The following is an 18,553-nucleotide window of genomic DNA, read 5'->3' on the forward strand; positions in this document are numbered from 1 at the left end:
TCCGTCTTGTTCTTTTGCCGTTTTCTCTTCTTCTCGTCCAGGAGTCTTTGTTTTTTCGTTTTTTTGCCCTTGTCAGACCACAGGGGCGGCCACTCGGTTCTCATCCCCCCGTGCACGCACCGTCCGCGCAGCAGTGAACTCATAGTCATCCAACGGAAAATGCCTATTTTCCCAGTACATCTCGAGCTGCGTCGAAGGCCGGAATGCCGCCCCATCGCCCTGATAGTTGATGTAATACGTATTGGAGGTAGCGCACCCCTGGCTGAAGAGGTGAGTCTTCTTGGCTCTCTTGTCCATCCGGGCGAAATACCGATCGTGCGGCTCCTGCCGCACCTCGACGCAGGTAGCCCCGCGCTTCCCAGCCTCGGAGATCACCCGAGCCGCGTGTGCGGATGTCGACTCGATCAGCGGAATATACGACCCGGGCGCGTATGCGTACGGCCCCACGATCAGGAACGCATTCGGAAACCGCGGCACCGAAACCCCTTGGTATGCCTGGAATCGGTTGGCATCCCAGAACTCCCCGAGTTCCACGCCGCCCCGGCCATAGATCGGATACGGCGGCGTGTACCCCTTCTCCATGACCTTGAATCCGGTGGCCAGTACCACCATGTCGAAGTCCTGTGAGGTCCCGTCGGCGGTGATGATCCCCGTCGGGGTGAACCGTTGAATCCCGTCGGTGATCAGATCCACATGCGGCTGCGTAAAGGTCCGGAAGTAGGAGTTGGACACCGATGGCCGTTTGCAGCCGAGCCGATAGTCGGGGGTGAGCTTCTCCCGCAACTTCGGGTCGCGCACCTGGGCGAAAAGGTAGCTCTTGAGCGCAGTTTCGCCCACGGTGAGACCGACAGACGTAAGCCGAGGATAAGCCGATACCGCCAACCCTGCACCGAGCCCGGCATTCACGCCCACATTGCCGACGAATCGCACCGTCTGCTGCACCGGCGCGAAGTTGAGCACCGAGTTGAGCACAGGCCCCATCCGGAAGTCCGGTTTCGGCGCGATCCAGATGGCGCGCCGCTGGTACACCGTCAGGTGCGCAACATCTTTGGCCAGCTCGGGAATCAGCTGCAAAGCACTGGCCCCGGTGCCGATCACCGCCACCCGCTTACCCCGATAGTCGTACTCGTGATCCCAGCGAGAGCTGTGCATGAGCTTGCCCCGGAAATCCTCGATTCCGGCAATCTCCGGATTGTGCGGCTGCTCCAGCCCGCCCACCGCACCGATCACGAACCGCGCGGTAATCACCGTGCCGTCCTCCAGCGTGACCCGCCACAGATCGTTGACCTCGTCGAACACACCCTTGGCGGCCCCCGATCCGAGCCGCAGCTTGGCGCGCAGCCCTTGCTTGTCGACGACTTCTTCGGCGTACCGCTGAATCTCCTCACCCGGCGCGAAGAACCGCGACCACTTCGACCGCTGCTGGAACGAGAAGTTGTACACCGGCGACGGAACATCCACGGCCACACCGGGATACGTATTCGCCAGCCAGGTTCCGCCTACTCGGGACCATTTGTCGATGATGACGAAGTTCTCGACGCCGGCCTTGCGCAATGCCACGCCCGCGCCGATGCCGCCGAGACCCGCGCCGATGACGGCTACCTCGTAGGTGGGGGAGAAGGGGGAACCGTTGGTGTAGTTCATGACTGGGGCCTCGCGTCCTGTGATTCGGAGATGATCTCCGGAAGTTGTTGCCGGCGCAGCTTTCCCGCGGTGGTGCGGGGGAGCTCGGTCACGAAGACGATGTCGCGCGGCACTTTGTAGTTGGCGAGTGTGGATTTGATGTGCTGTTTCAGCTCGTCCGCGGTGACAGACGCGCCGTTCTGCAGGACTACCGCCGCGGCCAGCCGCTGCCCGAAATCGTCATCGGGCACGCCGACGGCTCCGGCATCGGCGAGAGCCGGATGCGCCAGGAGTACGGTCTCCACCTCCTGCGGGAAGACGTTCTCGCCACCGGAGACGATCATGTCGTCGGAGCGACCTTCGATGAACAGGCGTCCCTCGGTATCGAGATGCCCGACATCGCCGGTGTCCATGTACTTTTCGACCATGGCCCGCTGCTCGCCGTCGCTGTAACCACGGAACATGGTGGGGTTCTTGTTGACAATGCGTCCGGTGGTTCCGGCGGGGACCTCGCGGCCCTGCTCGTCGACGATCCGGATATCCACGAAGCCGGTCGGTGGCTTGCCGACCGTGCCCGGCGCGGCGCGCAGATCCGCGGGCGTGGCCACGGCGCCCGCACCGGATTCGGTGGATCCGTAACCGTTGAACAGCACATCACCGAACTCGTCCATGAACGCGACCGCCAGCCACGGTGGCATGGGTGCGGCCCCGCACAACACCATCTGCAAGGTTTCGGTGTGGTAGTTCTGCCGCACGTCGGCGGGCAACTCCATAATGCGTTTCACCATGGTCGGCACCAGGCAGGCGATCCGCACGCTGTGGCGTTCGATATCGGCCAGCGTCTGCTCGGCCTCGAACCGCTCGTGTACGACGGCGGTGGAACCGGTCAGGAAGGCCAGTAGCAGCGCCCCGAACCCGTAGGCGTGATGCAGCGGCGGTGCGATGACCATCGGATTGCCCAACCGCGGAATCGGCGCGATCTTGGCCAGATCCCCGATGGCCAGCACCATGCGCGGGTGCAGCCCGGCGATCAGGGGAATGGCCTCTCGCACACCGAGTTGCCGGGGAGCGCCCTTGGGCACACCCGTGGTGCCGCCGGTCAGCAGCACGACCGAGCCGCCATATGCCGGAGTGCGCACCGGAGGACCTCCCTCGGCAACCAGCTCCTCGACAGTCGGCAGCCCAGCGGCAGACCCTCGCACCAGCACGCGGCGTCCCTGATAGCCGGATTTCTCTATCTCGGTGTGGAATTCGGCGTCGTACAGCAGCAGATCCACGTGCTCCCGTCCCAGCACCTCACCGATCTGCGGCCCCGCGAACCCGTAGTTCAGCGGCACCAGATCAGCCGAGAGTCGCGCTGCGGCAAAGCAAGCCACCACAAAGCCGCGGTGATTGCGGCTCAGCACCCCGATTCGACTGCCACGCCCGATATTCCATCGAGCCCGCAATGCCGCAGCCAGACGGCGCACCTGGCGATGCAGTTCGGCGGCGGTCACCGACCCGCTGTCGTCGATGAGGGCGAGCCGGTCGGGAAACCGCGCTGCGAAGGACGCCAGCACCGTCGCCGGCCCGGCCCCATCCCACAGCGACAGCAGCAGCTGCGGAATCCGCTGTGGCGGAAGCAGAGTCCATGCTCCGGCCGCCGGCACCCAGCCCGCAATGGTCACCGCGTCATCGAGCAGATTGGCCGCCTGCTCCACACGCCCGATCGGCCCGGCCCAATCCGTCGGCCGATTGTTCCAGTTGCCCGCCTTCGCATACACAGCCAAGGCTCGCTGCGCGGTGTGCGAACTGTCCAGCGCGTAGGACACCGGCGCGGCCGCGCGCTCCCACCAGGGCCGGATGGCCAGCGGCCGATCCACGATCGCCCGGCACACCAGGCTCGCCGCCTCCTCCGATGACATGCTCGGCGTGTACCGGTACATCCGGAACGGCCCCAGCATGTCCGAGCGCACCAGTTGCAGATGCACGGCGGTGGTGGTGATGCCGTCGGCCCGCAATTCCGGTGCGGCGCCGCGCATCCAGGAGTTGAAGGCCGCCTTGGTGGCGATATACGCGGTCCAGCCGACACTCGGTGCGTGCACCCCGGCCGTGCTGATATTGACGATGTGGCCCTCATGCCGGGCGCGCATGGACGGCAGCAGGCTCAGCACCAGACGCACCGGGCCCAGGTAATTCACCTTGGCGGTGTCGTCGAAATTGTCCCAGCGGTTTAGCGAATCCGAGAGCCAGCGGCGAATCGACTTGCCCGCATTGTTCACGAACACATCGACGCGACCGTGCTCGGCGAGCACCCGATCGATGAGCTCCGCACAGGCATCGGTATCGCTCAGATCGGCGGGGTAGACGTAAACCGTTCCAGGACAGTCGAATGCCTCCGCCCGCAGTTCCTCCAGGAGCTGCGCGCGCCGTGCGACCGCCAGCACTGTCGCGCCGTTCGCGGCCAACCGGAGGGCAGTGGCGCGCCCGACACCCGAGGACGCACCGGTCACCAGAATGATCTTGCCCGCGACCACCGGCCCCAGCCTGCGATCACTGATGCCGTAACCGGCTGCGCCCAGCGCGATTCGGACCGATTTCGGTAGTTCGAACATGGCTCAACTTCCTTGTCGAGCAGGGATCACGCGGGGCTGTCGGTCTTGGCGCGCCGCGTGCGCTTCGGCTTGGCGCCATTGGCCTGCGGCGGGGCGGTGATCGGCTGCGGCCGCAATACGTCGAATCGATAGTCGGAGAACGGGAAGCGCCGATGCCCGCGCCGGGCCGCGAAGAATCCGGTGGGACGGATATACGTGCTGTCCCCCTGCGAATTCCGGTAGTACGTCGGCACATGCGCATTCAGCTCGGCCAGATAGAACCGCATGGCCGCGCCGTGCCGATAGATCGCGCGATGGTAGGCGTCGTGTGCCTCCTGCCGGACCGTCACGAAGGTGGCCCCGCGCCGCCGCGCCTCCGAAATGGCCCGCACCGCATGATCGGCCGTCATCTCCACGAAGGCATGCCAGCCGCTGCCCGACCACGAGTACGGCCCGACCAGCGTCCACCGATTGGGCAGGCCCGGCAGCGCCACGCTCTCATACGCCTGTAGGCCGTGTTCGGTATAGAACTTGCCCAGGTCCAGTCCGTCGCGCCCCACCACCATGCCCGGTGTGTAGGTCTCCGGATCGGAGAAGACGTGGTAGCCGGTCGCCAGCACCACCATGTCGAATTCGCGTTCGGCGCCGTCGGTGGTGCGGATACCGCCCGGGGTGAACCGCTCGATCGACGTGGTGACCAGCTCGACATTGTCGCGATTGAAGCTGAGCAGATAGCCGGTATTCGCGGTGGGCCGCTTGGCGATCGGCCCGTAGTCCGGTGTCAGCGCCGCCCGCGTCTGCGGGTCGCGCACCATCATGCGCAGCAGCCCCCGGTATCCCGCGATGGCCGACGCGTCCACGGCTCGCATGGTCGGCCGCACCAGCGCCATGGGCGCGTTCGACATGGCCCGCAGTACCAGATCCACCGCCACCAGCGCCGCACCGTGTGTGGCCGCCTGCAGCCCCGGCGTCTGCAGGACCACCTTCACCGCATCGGGAATCTTGGGATTGGGCTTGGGGATACACCACACCGGCGTCCGCTGGAATACCGAGAGGGTGCCCACTGCCCCGGCAATCGACGGTGTGATCTGCACCGAACTCGCGCCGGTGCCGATAATGGCGACCCGTTTACCGGTGAGGTCGTAATCGTGATCCCACTCCGAGGGTCGCTGCAGTTTGCCCCGATAGTCCTCCAGCCCCGGAATACCCGGATCCTGCTTCGGACTGACAAACGCACCCACCGCGCTGACCACAAAGCGTGCCGTAATGACCTCGCCGCCTTGGATATGCAGCTTCCACCAGTGGTTGTCCTCGTCCCACTCCTCGCCGACGATATTGGTGCCGAACCGCAGATGCGGATACAGCCCGAACCGCGTAGCGACGTCGATGTGGTACTGCTTCACCTCCGCGCCGGGCGCGAACAGCCTGCTCCACTTGGCATTCCGTGCGAACGAGTACTGATAGGCGAGTGACGGGATATCGACTTCCAACCCCGGGTAATGGTTTTCGTTCCAGCTGCCGCCCACCTCGTCGGCGCGCTCGATAATCACGAAATCCGTGACACCCGCCTTCTTCAGCTTGACGCCGGCGGCGATTCCGCCGGGCCCCGCGCCGATGACCGCGACCTCATGATCCGGAGCGGACGTCGATGCCGACGGATTTCCATTCGATGCGCTGCCCACCATGTCCGGCCTTTCGAGAGCGAAGCGGCCGACCGCCTTTCGAGTGGCTGCGGCCGGTCGTCGGCGGCCCGTTGCGAGGCCGTCGTGGACTCGTCCCGCACGAAGCGGGGCTCCGCTCCAGACTAGAGCTGTCTGGGACAGTGATCAAGAGCTATCGGGAATCCGGGCGAATCACCCGATGGCCGCATCCCGTTTCGCTGCCGCGGCGCGGCGTGCTCGTGCGGCGGCGAGGTCGGCGGGCCCGCCCGCCCGGGTGTGGTAGCGGGCCATTGCCGCGGCTAATTCCGGTGACCAGCGCAGTATTTCGTCGCGCAGCGGTCCGGTGACCTCGAGCTGACTCAGCAGGCCCAGCAGTGTGACCATGGCCCGGGCGAACGGGGTGTAGTAGGCGGGCAGGCTGAGCTGCCGGTGCACATTGCTCAACCGGGGGTTCATCGCGACCAGCACCCGCTGCCTCAGCCAGGCGCGGTCCACTCGAGAGTGCTCCTGCCGCAGCAGTTCCACATAGGGAAGCAGCTGCTCGGCTAGCGCCTGCACATCGTAGGTCCGCAGCCGGTCGGCGAAACCGTGCCGCCGCATGGCCGTATCGAGCTCCGCCGCACCGCCGTTGAGCAGCGCCTCGGCAATATCGTGGACCAGCGGCGCGAACTGCGGCGGCGGCCAGGCCGGGCACGCGCCGAAATCGACCACGCCGAGCCGGCCGTCGGGCAGCACCCGGAAGTTCCCGGGATGCGGATCGCAGTAGAGCAGTCCGGTGCGCTCGGCCGAGGACAGCACGAACCGCAGTGTCAGCAGCCCGACCCGATCGCGCTCGGATTGCGCGCCGGAGGCGATCAGCCTGGAAACCGGTATGCCGTCCAGCCATTCGCTGACAATGACGTCGCCGCACTGCGTCACCACCTCGGGCACCCGGAAGTCCGGATCCCGTGCGAAAGCGGCGGCGAAGGCGCGCTGACTGTCCGCCTCGGCCGCGAAATCCAGTTCCGCGCTGACACATTCGGCCAGCCGATCGGTGACCGCCCGGACATCGGCATTCGGAACGAAGACCGAGAGCAAGCCCGACATGCGCCGCAATTGCCCGAGATCGGCGTGCACGGCCGCCCGGGCGCCGGGATACATGACCTTTACCGCCACACTGCGGCCGTCGTGCCATACCGCGCGGTGTACCTGGCCGATGGTGGCCGAGGCGGCCCGGCGGTCGTCGAACTCGCGAAACTGCGTGCGCCACTGCGGGCCGAAGGCCTCCGCCAGCACCGCGTGCACCGTGGCCGGCAGCATGGCGGGCGTCGCATCCTGCAGGCGGCTCAGGGCGATTCGATACGGCTCGGCCAATTCCGGTGGCAGGGCGAGTTCGTAGATGCCGAGCATCTGACCCAGTTTGGCGGCGAAGCCCTTCAGCTCGCCGAGCACATCGAAGAAATGCTGCGCGGTGCGCAGGCGGATATCCCGATCCACCTCGCCCGGCGATCTGCCCAGCGCTCGTTTGCCGGTACCGGCCGCGCGGCGGCCCGCGAAGGCAATGGGCAGCGCCGCCAGCTTGGCCGCGCGCACCGCCGGTCGCGCTGGCGGATGCCCGCCGATATCGTGCTGTTGTTCCGCGTCGCCCGAGCTCCTCCGCTGTGCACCGATGCGCCGAACCGCCATCCGATCATCCCCTTGCGCCTAGCCCTGTGCGCCAGGAGCAGTGTGCCACGATGTGAAACCGAGCAGCCCGTATTGACGGGATTGCGTGGATCGGCCCTGGATGCGGTGCCGGTGAGGCCTGACGGGCGGTGCCGGTGAGCCCTGACGGGCGGTGCCGGTGAGCCCTGACGGGCGGTGCCGGTGAGCCCTGACGGGCGGTGCCGGTGAGCCCTGACGGGCGGTGCCGGTGAGCCCTGACGGGCGGTGCCGGTGAGCCCTGACGGGCGGTGCCGGTGAGCCCTGACGGGCGGTGCCGGTGAGCCCTGACGGGCGGTGCCGGTGAGCCCTGACGGGCGGTGCCGGTGAGCCCTGACGGGCGGTGCCGATCAGCTCTGACGGGCGGTGCCGATCAGCTCTGACGGGCGGTGCCGATCAGCTCTGACGGGCGGTGCCGATCAGCTCTGACGGGCGGTGCCGATCAGCTCTGACGGGCGGTGCCGATCAGCTCTGACAGGCGGTACCGATCAGCCCTGACGGGCGGTGAGCCGAGCGAGATCGGTGAGCCGATGTGCGCGGGCGATTTCGGCCGGGGTGAACGGATCCTCGGGGCGGACGAAGGTCATGGCGTCGATTTCGATATCGGCGGAGATCTCCAGAATCGTTCCGGCCGGGGCATATTCCGGATCCACGGCCGAAACATACTGCGCGCCCAGCAGTTCCGCGATCACCAGCGGCAGCTCGCCGGGATCGCCGGCCACCCGGGTGGCCAGGCTCAGCGCCCGGGTCTGACCGTCGACCAGGGTCAGGGCGGAGGCGGGCCAGATGCCGACCGTCGATCCGCCCGCTTTGGCAATGGCATGGGCCAGCCGCGGCGGCCCGACATCGGCGGGTGTGGAGACCACCAGCTCGTCCAGCACACCGTCCTCCAGATGGTGCACATGCACCGTGAGGATATTGGCGCGGCGATACGTGAGCTGTTTGGCGAGCAGTTCCAGGCGTCCCGGAGTGTTGTCCAGGCGCACCCGAATGCGCCACAGCAACTCGGCGCTGTCCAGACGCTGCCGCTGATCGAGCTCCGGTCCGTGCAGCCAGCGGGCCAGGTAGCGCATGGCGCCCGGCTCGACCACCCAGATGACGAGAATGGTGGTGGTGATGGTCAGCAGCGCGACGGTGACCAGGTATGGCAAAGCGAAATGGATGACCAGCGCGTGCAGCGCCAATTCGACCGGGAACACCGCGGCGAGCTTGGCCAGGGTCAGCCGAGTGCGACGAGGATGGGGCAGGCGACCGCATACTTCGCATGCCAGGGCATGTACCTCGGTTTGCCTCATATTCACCAGCGTGCGGGGCCGAGATTTCCGCGCTGTGCTCCGGTGTAAATAGGTGGTGACACGCAGCGACAGAATGACTGTGCCAGCGGCATTTTCAGTGAAGCGGCCCACACGGATTCGTTCGGTGTGCCGCACCGCACACTATTTGCGCCGACTCTTGCCCGAGGCCGGTTTCACCGGGAGACTGCCCGCGTATGCGACCCCGCGCTCCACCCACTCGATGAGCGAGTCGTCATCCTCGACGGTCTCGGTGGTGACGCGTACCCAGCCGCGCGTCTCCCGTCCGCCCATGACCACGGTCTCAACCGCTCCAGGCACGAGGAGATCGGTGTAGTTCTCGGGGTCGAGCCGCACCATCAGGCCACCCCTCCCGCTGGCGGCGACGGCCATATTGCCGCCGATCAGGAATGCCAATCCGCCGAATAGTTTCTTCTCTACCACTTCCGGCAGCGCCGGTCCCAGCGCGTCCCGAATCCGGTCGGCAAGCTTTTCGTCATAGGCCATCTCTGCATTGTGAACCCGTCCACCGACAAGTTTGCGCCGGGGATACCGGAACGAAACAGACCATTCCGGCAGGTGTCAGGCGCGCGGCGATGAGGTACACATGACAGGTGGAAGCCCCGCCGACGGTGGGTGTCGAAGAGGAGTTTCTCCTCGTGGATCCGCGTACCGGCGCGCCTGTCGGCAGAAATGCCGACGTCGCCCGCACCGCTGCGGATTTCGGCATCGATATGCAATTGGAGATCATGCGGTGCCAGGTGGAAACCAGCACCCGGGTGCATACGAATACGGTTGATCTACTCCAGGAATTGCGCGAATTGCGGCGTGGCGCTGCGGCTTGCGCGGAGAAGAACGACGCATTACTGCTGGCAGTCGCCGTGCCACCCGCCCTTCCCGAGGAGCTGCTCACCCATACCAGCACACCCCGCTATCACCGGGTCGTCGAGACCTTCGGCAGGCTCGCCCGGGAACAGGGTTTGTGCGGCTGCCACGTCCATGTCGCGGTGCCCGATCGTGAAGTGGCACTGCAGGTCAGCAATTTCCTGCGCCCCTGGCTACCGCTACTGCTGTCGCTGACCGCCAACTCCGCCATCTATCACGGCGACGAAACCGGTTATGCCAGTTGGCGAAACATTCTCTGGCGGCGCTGGCCGAGCGCCGGGCCGCCACCGCACTTCGGCACGGTCGTCGAGTTCGACGCCGCGGTCGAGTCCATGCTGTCGCTGGGCGTGATCCTGGACCGCAAAATGGTGTATTGGGATGTGCGCCCGTCGGTTACGTTCCCCACCGTCGAGGTCCGCGTCAGCGATGTACCGGCCACCGTGGAGGAAACCGCCCTCCTGGCCACCCTGGTGCGTGCCGCGGTCATGACCGCCCGCCGCTCCGCCGTCACACCGGTGATAGCGGAAGACACACTGCGCGCGGCATATTGGCGCGCGGCCCACGAGGGCATGGATGGCCCGGCCATCGACCCCGCAGACGGCCGGACCATCCCGATGCAGGATCTGCTGGCGAAGCTCATCGACCTGGTCCGGCCCGCTCTGGAAGACCTCGGAGATGTCGCCTTCGTCGACGACACCCTCACCGCACTACTCGCCCGCGGCAACGGAGCGCGCAGACAGCTCGAGGCTTTTCACCTGCGCGGCAAAGTATCCGACGTGATCGAGGAACTAGCCGAGGCCACCCTCCACACCTGCCGCTGAGCCGAACCCGCTACGGCATCGGCTGATCGTCCACGACCATGTTGTAGTTCACCGTCTCACCCTCGACATTGGTGGCGGTGACCGTGACTCCCCAACGGGTGGCGTCGGTTTCGGTGATCACGCAGCGGACGCTGGCGCCGGTGGCCCCGCGTAGCAGGCCGTTGCAGCTGGTGGAGGTGGGGGCGGTGCCGACCTTGTCCTGATAGAACTTGGAGACGTTGGTGGCGATATCGTCCGGGCCCAGGAACTTGTCGGCGAAAACGATGTCATACGAGGCGGTGTCGCCGTCGACCTTGGTCACCGTGGCGGTGGTCTTCCAGGTCTGATTATCGGCCGAGGTGACGGTGCACTGCTGGGTGGCGCCGACCTCGGCCTTCAGACTGCCGTCGCACACAGTGGATTTCGCGTCCTCGTGCGATTTGTCGTGGAACACGCCGGCGGTCTTGGTCTCCACATCGCTCTTGCTCACCGACCCAGGGCTGGACGAGCAACCGATGGCGAACAACGGGATAGACGCAACGGCTATAACAGCAGCTATTTTTCGCATGGCGGGAATTATCCGGTCGCGGAACTGGGCGATAAGCCGGATTTGCCAGGAAAGACTGTGAACATGGTGTGAGCCCGGCGCGTCGGGCTCACACCACGTTACATATGACGGTCAGTTGTCGCGCGCCCGCCACTCTTCGAGTTGCGGTGCCTCCGCGCCGATGGTGGTGGAATCACCGTGACCGGTGTGCACCAGGGTCTCCGGCGGCAGTGCCAGCAGCCGATCGGCGATCGAGGCGACGATGGTGTCGTAGTCCGAGTAGGACCGTCCCGTCGCGCCCGGACCGCCGTGGAACAGCGTGTCACCGGTGAAAACCACACCCAGATCGGGGGAGTGGAAGCAGACTGCGCCCGGCGCATGGCCCGGCGTGTGCAGCACATGCAGTTCGGTGCCGCCCACCGCGATGATCTGCTTGTCCGAAAGCTCGCCGTCCGGCGCGATCTCCGGATGGGTCAGCCGCCACAGCACCAGATCCTCCGGGTGCAGCAGGATCGGCGCACCGGTGGCCGCGGCCAGCTCCGGTGCGACCCGGATGTGATCGTCGTGCGCGTGCGTGGCCAGAATCGCCCGCACCTTGCGCGTGCCCACCACATCCAGAATGGCCGGAACGCTGTGCGGCGCATCGATGATGACGCACTCCAGATCGTCGCCCACCACCCAGACATTGTTCTCGACCTCGAAGGTCTCACCGTCCAGGCTGAAGGTGCCCGAGGTGGTGGCGTGATCGATATGCGCCATCAGAACACCACGACCGAGCGCAGCACGTCACCGTCGTGCATCTTGGTGAAGGCGGCTTCGATATCGGTCAGTGAAATGGTCTCGGTGACAAAGGCATCCAGATCGAACCGGCCCTGCTTGTAGAGCTCGATCAGATACGGGAAATCCCGCGAGGGCAGGCAGTCGCCGTACCAGGAGGACTTCAAAGACCCACCGCGCGAGAAGAAGTCGATGAGCGGCATCTCCAGCTTCATCTCCGGGGTCGGCACGCCGACCAGCACCACGGTGCCCGCCAGATCGCGCGCGTAGAACGCCTGCTTCCAGGTCTCCGGGCGGCCGACCGCATCGATCACCACATCGGCGCCGAAGCCGCCGGTCAGTTCCTGAACCCGCTCCACCGCATCCTCTTTCGAGGCGTTCACGGTGTGGGTGGCCCCGAAACCGGTGGCCCACTCCAGCTTCCGCTCATCGATATCGACGGCGATGACGGTGGTCGCACCCGCCAGCTTGGCGCCCGCCACGGCGGCATTGCCCACACCGCCGCAACCGATCACGGCCACGCTGTCGCCGCGGCTCACATTGCCGGTATTGATGGCGGCGCCGAGTCCGGCCATCACACCGCAGCCCAGCAGGCCGGCCGCGACCGGTGAGGCGGTCGGGTCCACCTTGGTGCACTGTCCGGCATGGACGAGGGTCTTCTCGGCGAACGCGCCGATGCCCAGCGCCGGGGTGAGCGGTGTGCCATCGGTGAGCGTCATCGGCTGTGCCGCATTGTGAGTGGAGAAGCAGTACCACGGCTTGCCCTTGCGGCAGGCGCGGCAATTGCCGCACACTGCACGCCAGTTCAGGATGACGAAATCGCCGGGCTCCACATCGGTGACGCCCTCGCCGACCGATTCCACGATGCCCGCCGCCTCATGGCCGAGCAGGAACGGGAATTCGTCGTTGATACCGCCCTCGCGATAGTGCAGATCGGTGTGGCACACCCCGCACGCCTGCACCTGCACCACGGCCTCGCCGGGTCCGGGGTCGGGAATGACGATCTCGGTCACTTCGACGGGGGCATTCTTCGAGCGTGCGATGACGCCGCGCACAACTTGGGACACGTAATGCCTTTCTCTGCAAAGCACAATCTCGATCGACTATGGCATGCACCGGACCGAACGTTCATAGCAGTGGGCTGTCAGAGCAGCGCCGCCGCCGCGGCTTCGGCAATGGTTGCCGCGACCATACCGAGTGCGGGGGAGTCCAGTCGCCACTGCTGCCAGTAGAGCGGAACATCGATGTGGACCGCGCGGTCCAGGGGGACGAGCTTATCGCCGGGACGGGTTTGCAGATCCGGCATCATGCCCCAGCCCAATCCGAACCGGATGGCATCGGAGAATCCCGCCGAGGACGGAATGTAGTGCCGGGGCGGATCCACGGGCCTGCGCGTGTACCGCCGCATGAGCCGGAACTGCAGATCGTCCTTGCGGTCGAACAGAATGACCGGCGCCACCGCGAACGCCTGCGCGGTCGGCCCGTCGGGGAACCAGGTCCGGGCGAATTCGGCGTTCGCCGTGGGCCGATAGCGCATGGCCCCGAGCCGCCGGACCGTACAGCCCTGCACCGGCGCGGCGGTCGAGGTGATGGCCGCCATGACCGTGCCGTCGCGCAGCAGCCGGGTGGTGTGCTCCTCATCCTCGCGATGGATCTCGAAGGTCACCCCCGCGGCGGCGCGGCCCAGCGCGGACATGACCCAGGTCTGCAGCGAATCGGCATTGACCGCGATGGGGATATTGACCAGGCGCGCGGCGGGCTGATTCTCATCGCCCAGTTCCCGCACGGTATCGCTGGTCAGCAGCTGGACCTGCTTGGCCAGCCGCAGCACGGTCAGCCCGGATTCGGTGGGCTGCACCGGTTTGGTGCGCTGCACCAGAATCCGCCCGGCGGAATCCTCCAGCGCCTTGATGCGCTGGCTGATTGCCGACGGCGTCACGCTGAGCCGGCGCGCGGCGGCCTCGAAGGTGCCCTCGCTGATGACCGCATCGAGTGCGCGGAGCTGATCGAGCTGCAGATCCATAGTAAGTAACTCTAATCGTGCTTCAGAATGATTAGCTGGCCTGGTGCTGGTCGCCCGCCTAGTTTCGAGAGGGTGAACGTCTCATCGGCGGCCCTGGCGGCCATTTCAGGACTCGGCTTCGGTATGTCCCTCATTGTGGCGATCGGCGCGCAAAACGCCTTTGTGCTGCGCCAGGGCATCCGCCGCGAGCATGTCCTGGCCGTGGTGGCGGTCTGCGCGCTGTCGGACGTGGCTCTGATCACCATCGGCGTCGCCGGCTTCGGCGCGGTGGTGCACGCCGCGCCGATTGTGCTGACTCTCGCCAAGTACGGGGGCATCGCCTTCCTGCTCGGTTACGCGGCGCTGGCGGCCAAACGCGCGTTCTCCGCCTCGGCCCTGAGCGCCGGTGGCGGTACCCCGATCGCCCTGGGCGCGGCGATTGCCACCTGCTTGGCGGTGACCTGGCTCAACCCGCACGCCTATCTCGACACCATGGTCCTGCTCGGCTCGTTCGCCAGCACCTACGCTTCTCCGGACCGCTGGTTCCTGGCCGCGGGTGCCATGGTCGGCAGCATGATCTGGTTCATCGCACTGGGTTTCGGTGCGCGCCTGCTCGGTCCGCTGTTCGCCAAGCCGATGGCCTGGCGGGTACTGGACTCGGTCATCGCCCTCGTAATGACGGGTCTCGCCATCGGCTTGCTCGTAAGCTAGCCCGATGCCTGGAATCCCTCGCCCGCTGTTCCGCACCGCCCTTGTCCGCGCGCTGGCCCTCGCCGCCGTACTGCCCGCGGCGACGCTTGCCGGAGCGGGTCCGGCGGCGGCGCAGGCCAACGGTGCGATCGCCAACCCGCGCAGCGGGCTGTGCATGGATACCAACGGCGATCCGGCCGTGGTGAATACCGGGCTGCAGGTGCGTGATTGCGGTGACTTCACCGGGCAGGTCTGGACGTTCGATGCCGCGTCCGGCCGCGTGTCGAACATGTCCAGCGGGCTGTGCGTGGATACGAACGGTGATCCGGGAGTGGTGAATACGGGCCTGGTGTTGCGCAGCTGCGGGGACTTCACCGGGCAGTTCTGGGCCTATGACGGTGCGACCGCACACATCTCGAACGCGCACAGCGGATTGTGCGTCGATACGGCCGGTGATCCCGGTGTGGTGAATACGGGCCTGGTGTTGCGGAGCTGTGGCGACGGTATCGGCCAGCGCTGGACCGTGCCGGCGGCCTAACCGGCGTCCGGGCGGAGATTGCGCGGCATGCCTTTTGGCACGCCGCGCAATAAACAGCCGCATTTCGGTGCGCGGCCGCCAAAGGCTGCGCGACCGCCGAATACTATGCGGCCACCAAAGAGTGCGCAGCCACCAAAGAGTGCGCAGCCACCAAAGAGTGCGCATCCGCCGAAGATTGCGCAGCCGCCGAAGATTGCGCGGCAGCCGAGAATTGCGCGGTATGCCAAAAATGCGCGCTATGCCAAAAATGCGTGGTGGTTGTGGGCGGACCCGCCGCTAGCTGCGGACCTCGGCGATTCGCACGGGCCGGCCCTCTCGGCGGGACAGTTCACAGGCCTCGGCAATGTAGAACGCCTGCAATGCCTCACCGGGTGGGCACGGGTTGGCGGCCTGTCCGGTGGCCACGCCCACGAAGGTGGTGAGCTCCTCGACATAGGCGCCGTGGAAGCGATCCATGAACCCGGGGTACACGGGCAGTGCCGAGGGCGGATACCCGGGTTCGACCGAGTGCAGCGGCGCGCGATCATCGAGTCCCACAATGGCATTGCCCTGTGAGCCGAGCACCTCCAGTCGCACGTCGTATCCGGCCCCGTTGTAGCGGCTCAGCGAAACCGTCGCCAGCGCACCGTCGTCCATGCGCAGTATCACCGCGGCCGTATCCACATCGCCCGCATCGGCGAACATCTGCTCACCACGATTGGCTCCGGTGGCGTACACCTCGGTCACCTCGCGCCCGGTCACCCAGCGAATGATGTCGAAATCGTGGACGCCGCAATCGCGGAACACCCCGCCCGAACGCGGAATGTATTCCGCCGGTGGCGGAGCCGGATCGAGTGTGGTGGCGCGCAGCGTGTGCACCCAGCCGAGCTCCCCGGACGCGACGGCCGCGCGGGCGGCACGGTAGCCGGCGTCGAAGCGGCGCTGGAAGCCGATCTGCACCGGCACCGTCGATCCGGCGACGCGTTCGACCACCGCGAGGGTGCCGAGAATATCGGCGGCAATGGGCTTTTCGCAGAAGACGGGGATGCCGCGATCCACGGCGGCAGTAATGAGCTCCGGATGCGAGTCGGTGGCCGTGCTGATCACCAGCCCGGTGAGATCGGCCGCGAGCAGAGCGTCGATATCGGTTGCGTACTCGATATCGAGTTTGCCGGCGGTGGCCCGGGCGCGCTCGGTATCGGCATCCGCGACGATCACCGCATCGACACCGGGCAGTGTGGTCAGGGTTTCGGCGTGGGAGCTGCCGATACGGCCGGTGCCCGCGAGGCCCAGTCTGATCGTGGACATGTGTGCTCCTTCGAAATCGGTGGTGTCCCCGGGTCAGTCGCGGGGTGCGGCCGTGGTCGAGCGGACGACCAGGCTCGGTTCGAGGCGGCTGCGCACCGGTTCGACGCGGCCGCCGCGCAGTCGTTCGGTCAGGGCCGCGACGGCCAGCTGCCCGATCCGATTGCGAGGCTGGTCGATCGTGGTCAGGGCGACATGGCGCAGCGCCGCCAGTGAGGTGTTGTCGTAGCCGACAACCGAGACATCCTCGGGCACCCGCAGTCCGGCCTCGGTCAGCGCCGACATGGCGCCCACGGCATTGAAGTCATTGCCGCAGACCAGTGCGGTGGGAAAGTTGCTGGGGGAGAAGAGGTTCAAGAGGCTTCGGACCGCCGCCGCCCCGGCCCCGTCGGTGTGCTCGCTGGCGATGACCATCGGTTCCAGCCCGTGCCGGACCATGGCCGCGGTGTACCCCTCGCGCCGGGGTGCGGCGGTGAAGGCGCCGCCGCCGTCCAGATGCACGATCCGCCGATGACCCAGCGCGACCAGATGATCGACCGCCAGTGCGGCCCCCAGTTCGCCGTCGTCATTGACGGTGTCCACCTCGGGCAGGCTGGATGCGCGAGACACCAGCACCACCGGACACCGCTGTGCCGCATCACGAATCGAGGCGGTCGGCAGGACCGGTGAGAGCAGGATGATCCCGCCCGGCCGAAAGGCCAGCAGGCTGGTCAGTGCCGTGCCCTCCCGATCCGCGCTGCGCCGCCCAGTGGTGAGAATGAGTTCGAGGCCATTGTCCTGCGCGGCCTCGTCCATGCCCTCGACCACATCGGCGAAGAAGGCATTGCGCAGATCGGACACCATGACGCCGACGATGTTCGAGGTGCGGCTGGCCAGCGAGCGGGCCATGAGGTGCGGCTGATACCCGAGATCCTGCGCGGCCTGCAGCACCGCACGCCGGCGGTGCTCGCTCACCTTGGGGGAATTGCGCATGACCAGTGAGACCAGTGCGCGGGAGACACCCGCTCGGGCGGCGACGTCTTCCATGGTCGGTCCTGTCATGCTGCCTGACGCTACCGTGCCGAAGTGCCATCAGCAATAGAGCGCGCTAATCGCATGATTCGGACACTATTTCTCACGCGCAACGGCCCAGGTGAGACCGAATATGCAAGGTGGAACACCGCTTTGCGCATCAATCCGGGCTCTTGACACAGTTGTGATTGGGGTTACATTGTTGGAGCGCTCCAATGGAGCGCCTGTACATGATGGCTACCGACGGGTCTGGGAAGTGCCGATGACCGAACCGCTCCATCCCCTGCGTTCCGCCCCCCTGCGTATTGCCGCCGCCCCCATCTCCTGGGGTGTGTGCGAAGTTCCGGGCTGGGGTCACGTCCTCGATTCAGGCACCGTCCTGTCGGCCATGGCGAGCCTGGGCCTGACCGCCACCGAATTCGGCCCACCCGGTTATCTCCCCGGCGATCCGGTCGAGCTGGGCAATCACCTTGCCGCGCACGGCATCACACCGATCGGCGGCTTCCTGGCGCTGGCGTTGCACCGCGAACCGGATGCCGCCCTCGCCGCCGCCCGCGTGACCGCCGAACTCTTCGCGGCCACCGGTGCGGAGGTGCTGATACTCGCCGCGGCCACGGGCGCGAACGGGTACAACTCCCGGATGCCGCTCACCGACGACGAATGGCGGACCCTGATCGAGACGGTCGCCGCCATCGGCGATATCGCGGCCGAATACGGTCTGCGCGTCACGCTGCACCCCCACGTCGGCACGCATATCGAGGACGAAGCCGAGGTGCGGCGCTTTCTCGCCGATTCGGAACTGGACCTGTGCCTGGACACCGGGCACCTGGCCATCGGCGGTACCGATCCGGTGGCGCTGGCCCGGCAGTACCCCGAGCGCATCGGGCACATCCACCTCAAGGATGTACGCCTCGAGATCGCGAACGAAGTGCGCTGCGGCCGAATGGAATACAGCGAGGCCGTGCGCGACGGACTCTATGTCCCGCTGGGTGACGGCGACGTCGATATCGCCGCCCTGGTGCATGCGGTGCAGTCGGCGGGCTACGACGGCTGGTACGTCCTCGAGCAGGACACGGCGCTGCTCCCCGGTGAATCCGCGGACGGTCCGACCCGAGATACCGCACGAAGTCTGCGACACCTGGTCGAAATCGGGGTCCAATCGACCCCGACCCGGATTTAGTGGGGAGGTG

General features: G+C 66.5%; 16 protein-coding genes. 4 read left to right on the plus strand and 12 right to left on the minus strand.

Annotation, left to right across the window (positions count from 1 at the left end; translation table 11 throughout):
• Positions 1-72: 72 nt before the first annotated feature.
• The 6 genes from OG716_RS06535 to OG716_RS06560 all read right to left on the minus strand — a co-directional run bounded on the left by OG716_RS06535 (position 73) and on the right by OG716_RS06560 (position 9,336).
• Positions 73-1,644 carry a flavin-containing monooxygenase gene (locus OG716_RS06535; RefSeq protein ID WP_405136796.1) on the minus strand — a complete coding sequence of 524 codons (1,572 nt, stop codon included), beginning with the start codon at positions 1,642-1,644 and terminating at the stop codon, positions 73-75.
• The gene (locus tag OG716_RS06540) at positions 1,641-4,217 is read right to left on the minus strand and encodes an SDR family NAD(P)-dependent oxidoreductase (protein ID WP_405136797.1); all 2,577 of its coding nucleotides are present in this window, start codon (positions 4,215-4,217) and stop codon (positions 1,641-1,643) included. The genes OG716_RS06535 and OG716_RS06540 overlap by 4 nt, the downstream gene beginning before the upstream one ends.
• A 26-nt stretch (positions 4,218-4,243) precedes the next feature.
• On the minus strand, positions 4,244-5,881 hold the full coding sequence (locus tag OG716_RS06545) for a flavin-containing monooxygenase (protein WP_405136798.1): 1,638 nt from the start codon (positions 5,879-5,881) through the stop codon (positions 4,244-4,246).
• 168 nt (positions 5,882-6,049) lie between these two features.
• Positions 6,050-7,522: an ABC1 kinase family protein gene (locus OG716_RS06550; protein WP_405136799.1), complete on the minus strand. Its 1,473-nt coding sequence runs from the start codon at positions 7,520-7,522 to the stop codon at positions 6,050-6,052.
• Between the two features lie 503 nt (positions 7,523-8,025).
• Positions 8,026-8,832: an amino acid-binding protein gene (locus OG716_RS06555; RefSeq protein ID WP_405136800.1), complete on the minus strand. Its 807-nt coding sequence runs from the start codon at positions 8,830-8,832 to the stop codon at positions 8,026-8,028.
• A gap of 141 nt (positions 8,833-8,973) precedes the next feature.
• Positions 8,974-9,336, minus strand: coding sequence for a TfoX/Sxy family protein (locus OG716_RS06560; RefSeq protein WP_405136801.1), 363 nt, complete (start codon positions 9,334-9,336; stop codon positions 8,974-8,976).
• Positions 9,337-9,443: 107 nt separating this feature from the next.
• On the opposite strand from OG716_RS06560, the gene OG716_RS06565 reads away from it, so the two are divergent.
• Positions 9,444-10,535 (plus strand): glutamate--cysteine ligase, encoded by a 1,092-nt coding sequence (locus tag OG716_RS06565; RefSeq protein ID WP_405136802.1) that lies wholly within the window; start codon positions 9,444-9,446, stop codon positions 10,533-10,535.
• 10 nt (positions 10,536-10,545) lie between these two features.
• Here OG716_RS06565 and OG716_RS06570 read toward each other — a convergent pair whose 3' ends face one another.
• The 4 genes from OG716_RS06570 to OG716_RS06585 all read right to left on the minus strand — a co-directional run bounded on the left by OG716_RS06570 (position 10,546) and on the right by OG716_RS06585 (position 13,861).
• Positions 10,546-11,082 (minus strand): DUF4333 domain-containing protein, encoded by a 537-nt coding sequence (locus OG716_RS06570; protein ID WP_327140243.1) that lies wholly within the window; start codon positions 11,080-11,082, stop codon positions 10,546-10,548.
• 111 nt (positions 11,083-11,193) lie between these two features.
• Entirely contained in the window at positions 11,194-11,823 is a 630-nt protein-coding gene (locus OG716_RS06575; RefSeq protein WP_405139555.1) for an MBL fold metallo-hydrolase, read from the minus strand.
• Positions 11,820-12,905 carry an S-(hydroxymethyl)mycothiol dehydrogenase gene (locus OG716_RS06580; protein WP_405136803.1) on the minus strand — a complete coding sequence of 362 codons (1,086 nt, stop codon included), beginning with the start codon at positions 12,903-12,905 and terminating at the stop codon, positions 11,820-11,822. The genes OG716_RS06575 and OG716_RS06580 overlap by 4 nt, the downstream gene beginning before the upstream one ends.
• A gap of 77 nt (positions 12,906-12,982) precedes the next feature.
• Positions 12,983-13,861, minus strand: coding sequence for a LysR family transcriptional regulator ArgP (locus OG716_RS06585; RefSeq protein ID WP_405136804.1), 879 nt, complete (start codon positions 13,859-13,861; stop codon positions 12,983-12,985).
• Between the two features lie 123 nt (positions 13,862-13,984).
• Between OG716_RS06585 and OG716_RS06590 the strand changes: the two genes are divergently transcribed.
• Entirely contained in the window at positions 13,985-14,551 is a 567-nt protein-coding gene (locus OG716_RS06590; RefSeq protein WP_327146611.1) for a LysE/ArgO family amino acid transporter, read from the plus strand.
• 4 nt (positions 14,552-14,555) lie between these two features.
• Positions 14,556-15,068, plus strand: a complete 513-nt coding sequence (locus OG716_RS06595; protein ID WP_405136805.1) for an RICIN domain-containing protein — start codon at positions 14,556-14,558, stop codon at positions 15,066-15,068.
• 276 nt (positions 15,069-15,344) lie between these two features.
• On the opposite strand, the gene OG716_RS06600 is transcribed toward OG716_RS06595, so the two are convergent.
• Positions 15,345-16,355 carry a Gfo/Idh/MocA family oxidoreductase gene (locus OG716_RS06600; protein WP_405136806.1) on the minus strand — a complete coding sequence of 337 codons (1,011 nt, stop codon included), beginning with the start codon at positions 16,353-16,355 and terminating at the stop codon, positions 15,345-15,347.
• A gap of 33 nt (positions 16,356-16,388) precedes the next feature.
• Positions 16,389-17,393 carry a LacI family DNA-binding transcriptional regulator gene (locus tag OG716_RS06605; protein ID WP_405136807.1) on the minus strand — a complete coding sequence of 335 codons (1,005 nt, stop codon included), beginning with the start codon at positions 17,391-17,393 and terminating at the stop codon, positions 16,389-16,391.
• 232 nt (positions 17,394-17,625) lie between these two features.
• Between OG716_RS06605 and OG716_RS06610 the strand changes: the two genes are divergently transcribed.
• The gene (locus tag OG716_RS06610) at positions 17,626-18,543 is read left to right on the plus strand and encodes a TIM barrel protein (RefSeq protein WP_405136808.1); all 918 of its coding nucleotides are present in this window, start codon (positions 17,626-17,628) and stop codon (positions 18,541-18,543) included.
• Positions 18,544-18,553 lie beyond the last annotated feature (10 nt).

It is taken from the genome of Nocardia sp. NBC_01388, assembly GCF_045040085.1.
Lineage (GTDB): Bacteria > Actinomycetota > Actinomycetes > Mycobacteriales > Mycobacteriaceae > Nocardia.

Coding starts and splice junctions, on each gene's coding strand:
- OG716_RS06585 (WP_405136804.1), bottom strand. CDS start 13,861: ATGGATCTGCAGCTCGATCAGCTCCGCGCACTCGATGCGGTCATCAGC.
- OG716_RS06600 (WP_405136806.1), bottom strand. CDS start 16,355: ATGTCCACGATCAGACTGGGCCTCGCGGGCACCGGCCGTATCGGCAGC.
- OG716_RS06535 (WP_405136796.1), bottom strand. CDS start 1,644: ATGAACTACACCAACGGTTCCCCCTTCTCCCCCACCTACGAGGTAGCC.
- OG716_RS06555 (WP_405136800.1), bottom strand. CDS start 8,832: ATGAGGCAAACCGAGGTACATGCCCTGGCATGCGAAGTATGCGGTCGC.
- OG716_RS06545 (WP_405136798.1), bottom strand. CDS start 5,881: ATGGTGGGCAGCGCATCGAATGGAAATCCGTCGGCATCGACGTCCGCT.
- OG716_RS06550 (WP_405136799.1), bottom strand. CDS start 7,522: ATGGCGGTTCGGCGCATCGGTGCACAGCGGAGGAGCTCGGGCGACGCG.
- OG716_RS06540 (WP_405136797.1), bottom strand. CDS start 4,217: ATGTTCGAACTACCGAAATCGGTCCGAATCGCGCTGGGCGCAGCCGGT.
- OG716_RS06605 (WP_405136807.1), bottom strand. CDS start 17,393: ATGACAGGACCGACCATGGAAGACGTCGCCGCCCGAGCGGGTGTCTCC.
- OG716_RS06570 (WP_327140243.1), bottom strand. CDS start 11,082: ATGCGAAAAATAGCTGCTGTTATAGCCGTTGCGTCTATCCCGTTGTTC.
- OG716_RS06560 (WP_405136801.1), bottom strand. CDS start 9,336: ATGGCCTATGACGAAAAGCTTGCCGACCGGATTCGGGACGCGCTGGGA.
- OG716_RS06610 (WP_405136808.1), top strand. CDS start 17,626: ATGACCGAACCGCTCCATCCCCTGCGTTCCGCCCCCCTGCGTATTGCC.
- OG716_RS06595 (WP_405136805.1), top strand. CDS start 14,556: ATGCCTGGAATCCCTCGCCCGCTGTTCCGCACCGCCCTTGTCCGCGCG.
- OG716_RS06590 (WP_327146611.1), top strand. CDS start 13,985: ATGTCCCTCATTGTGGCGATCGGCGCGCAAAACGCCTTTGTGCTGCGC.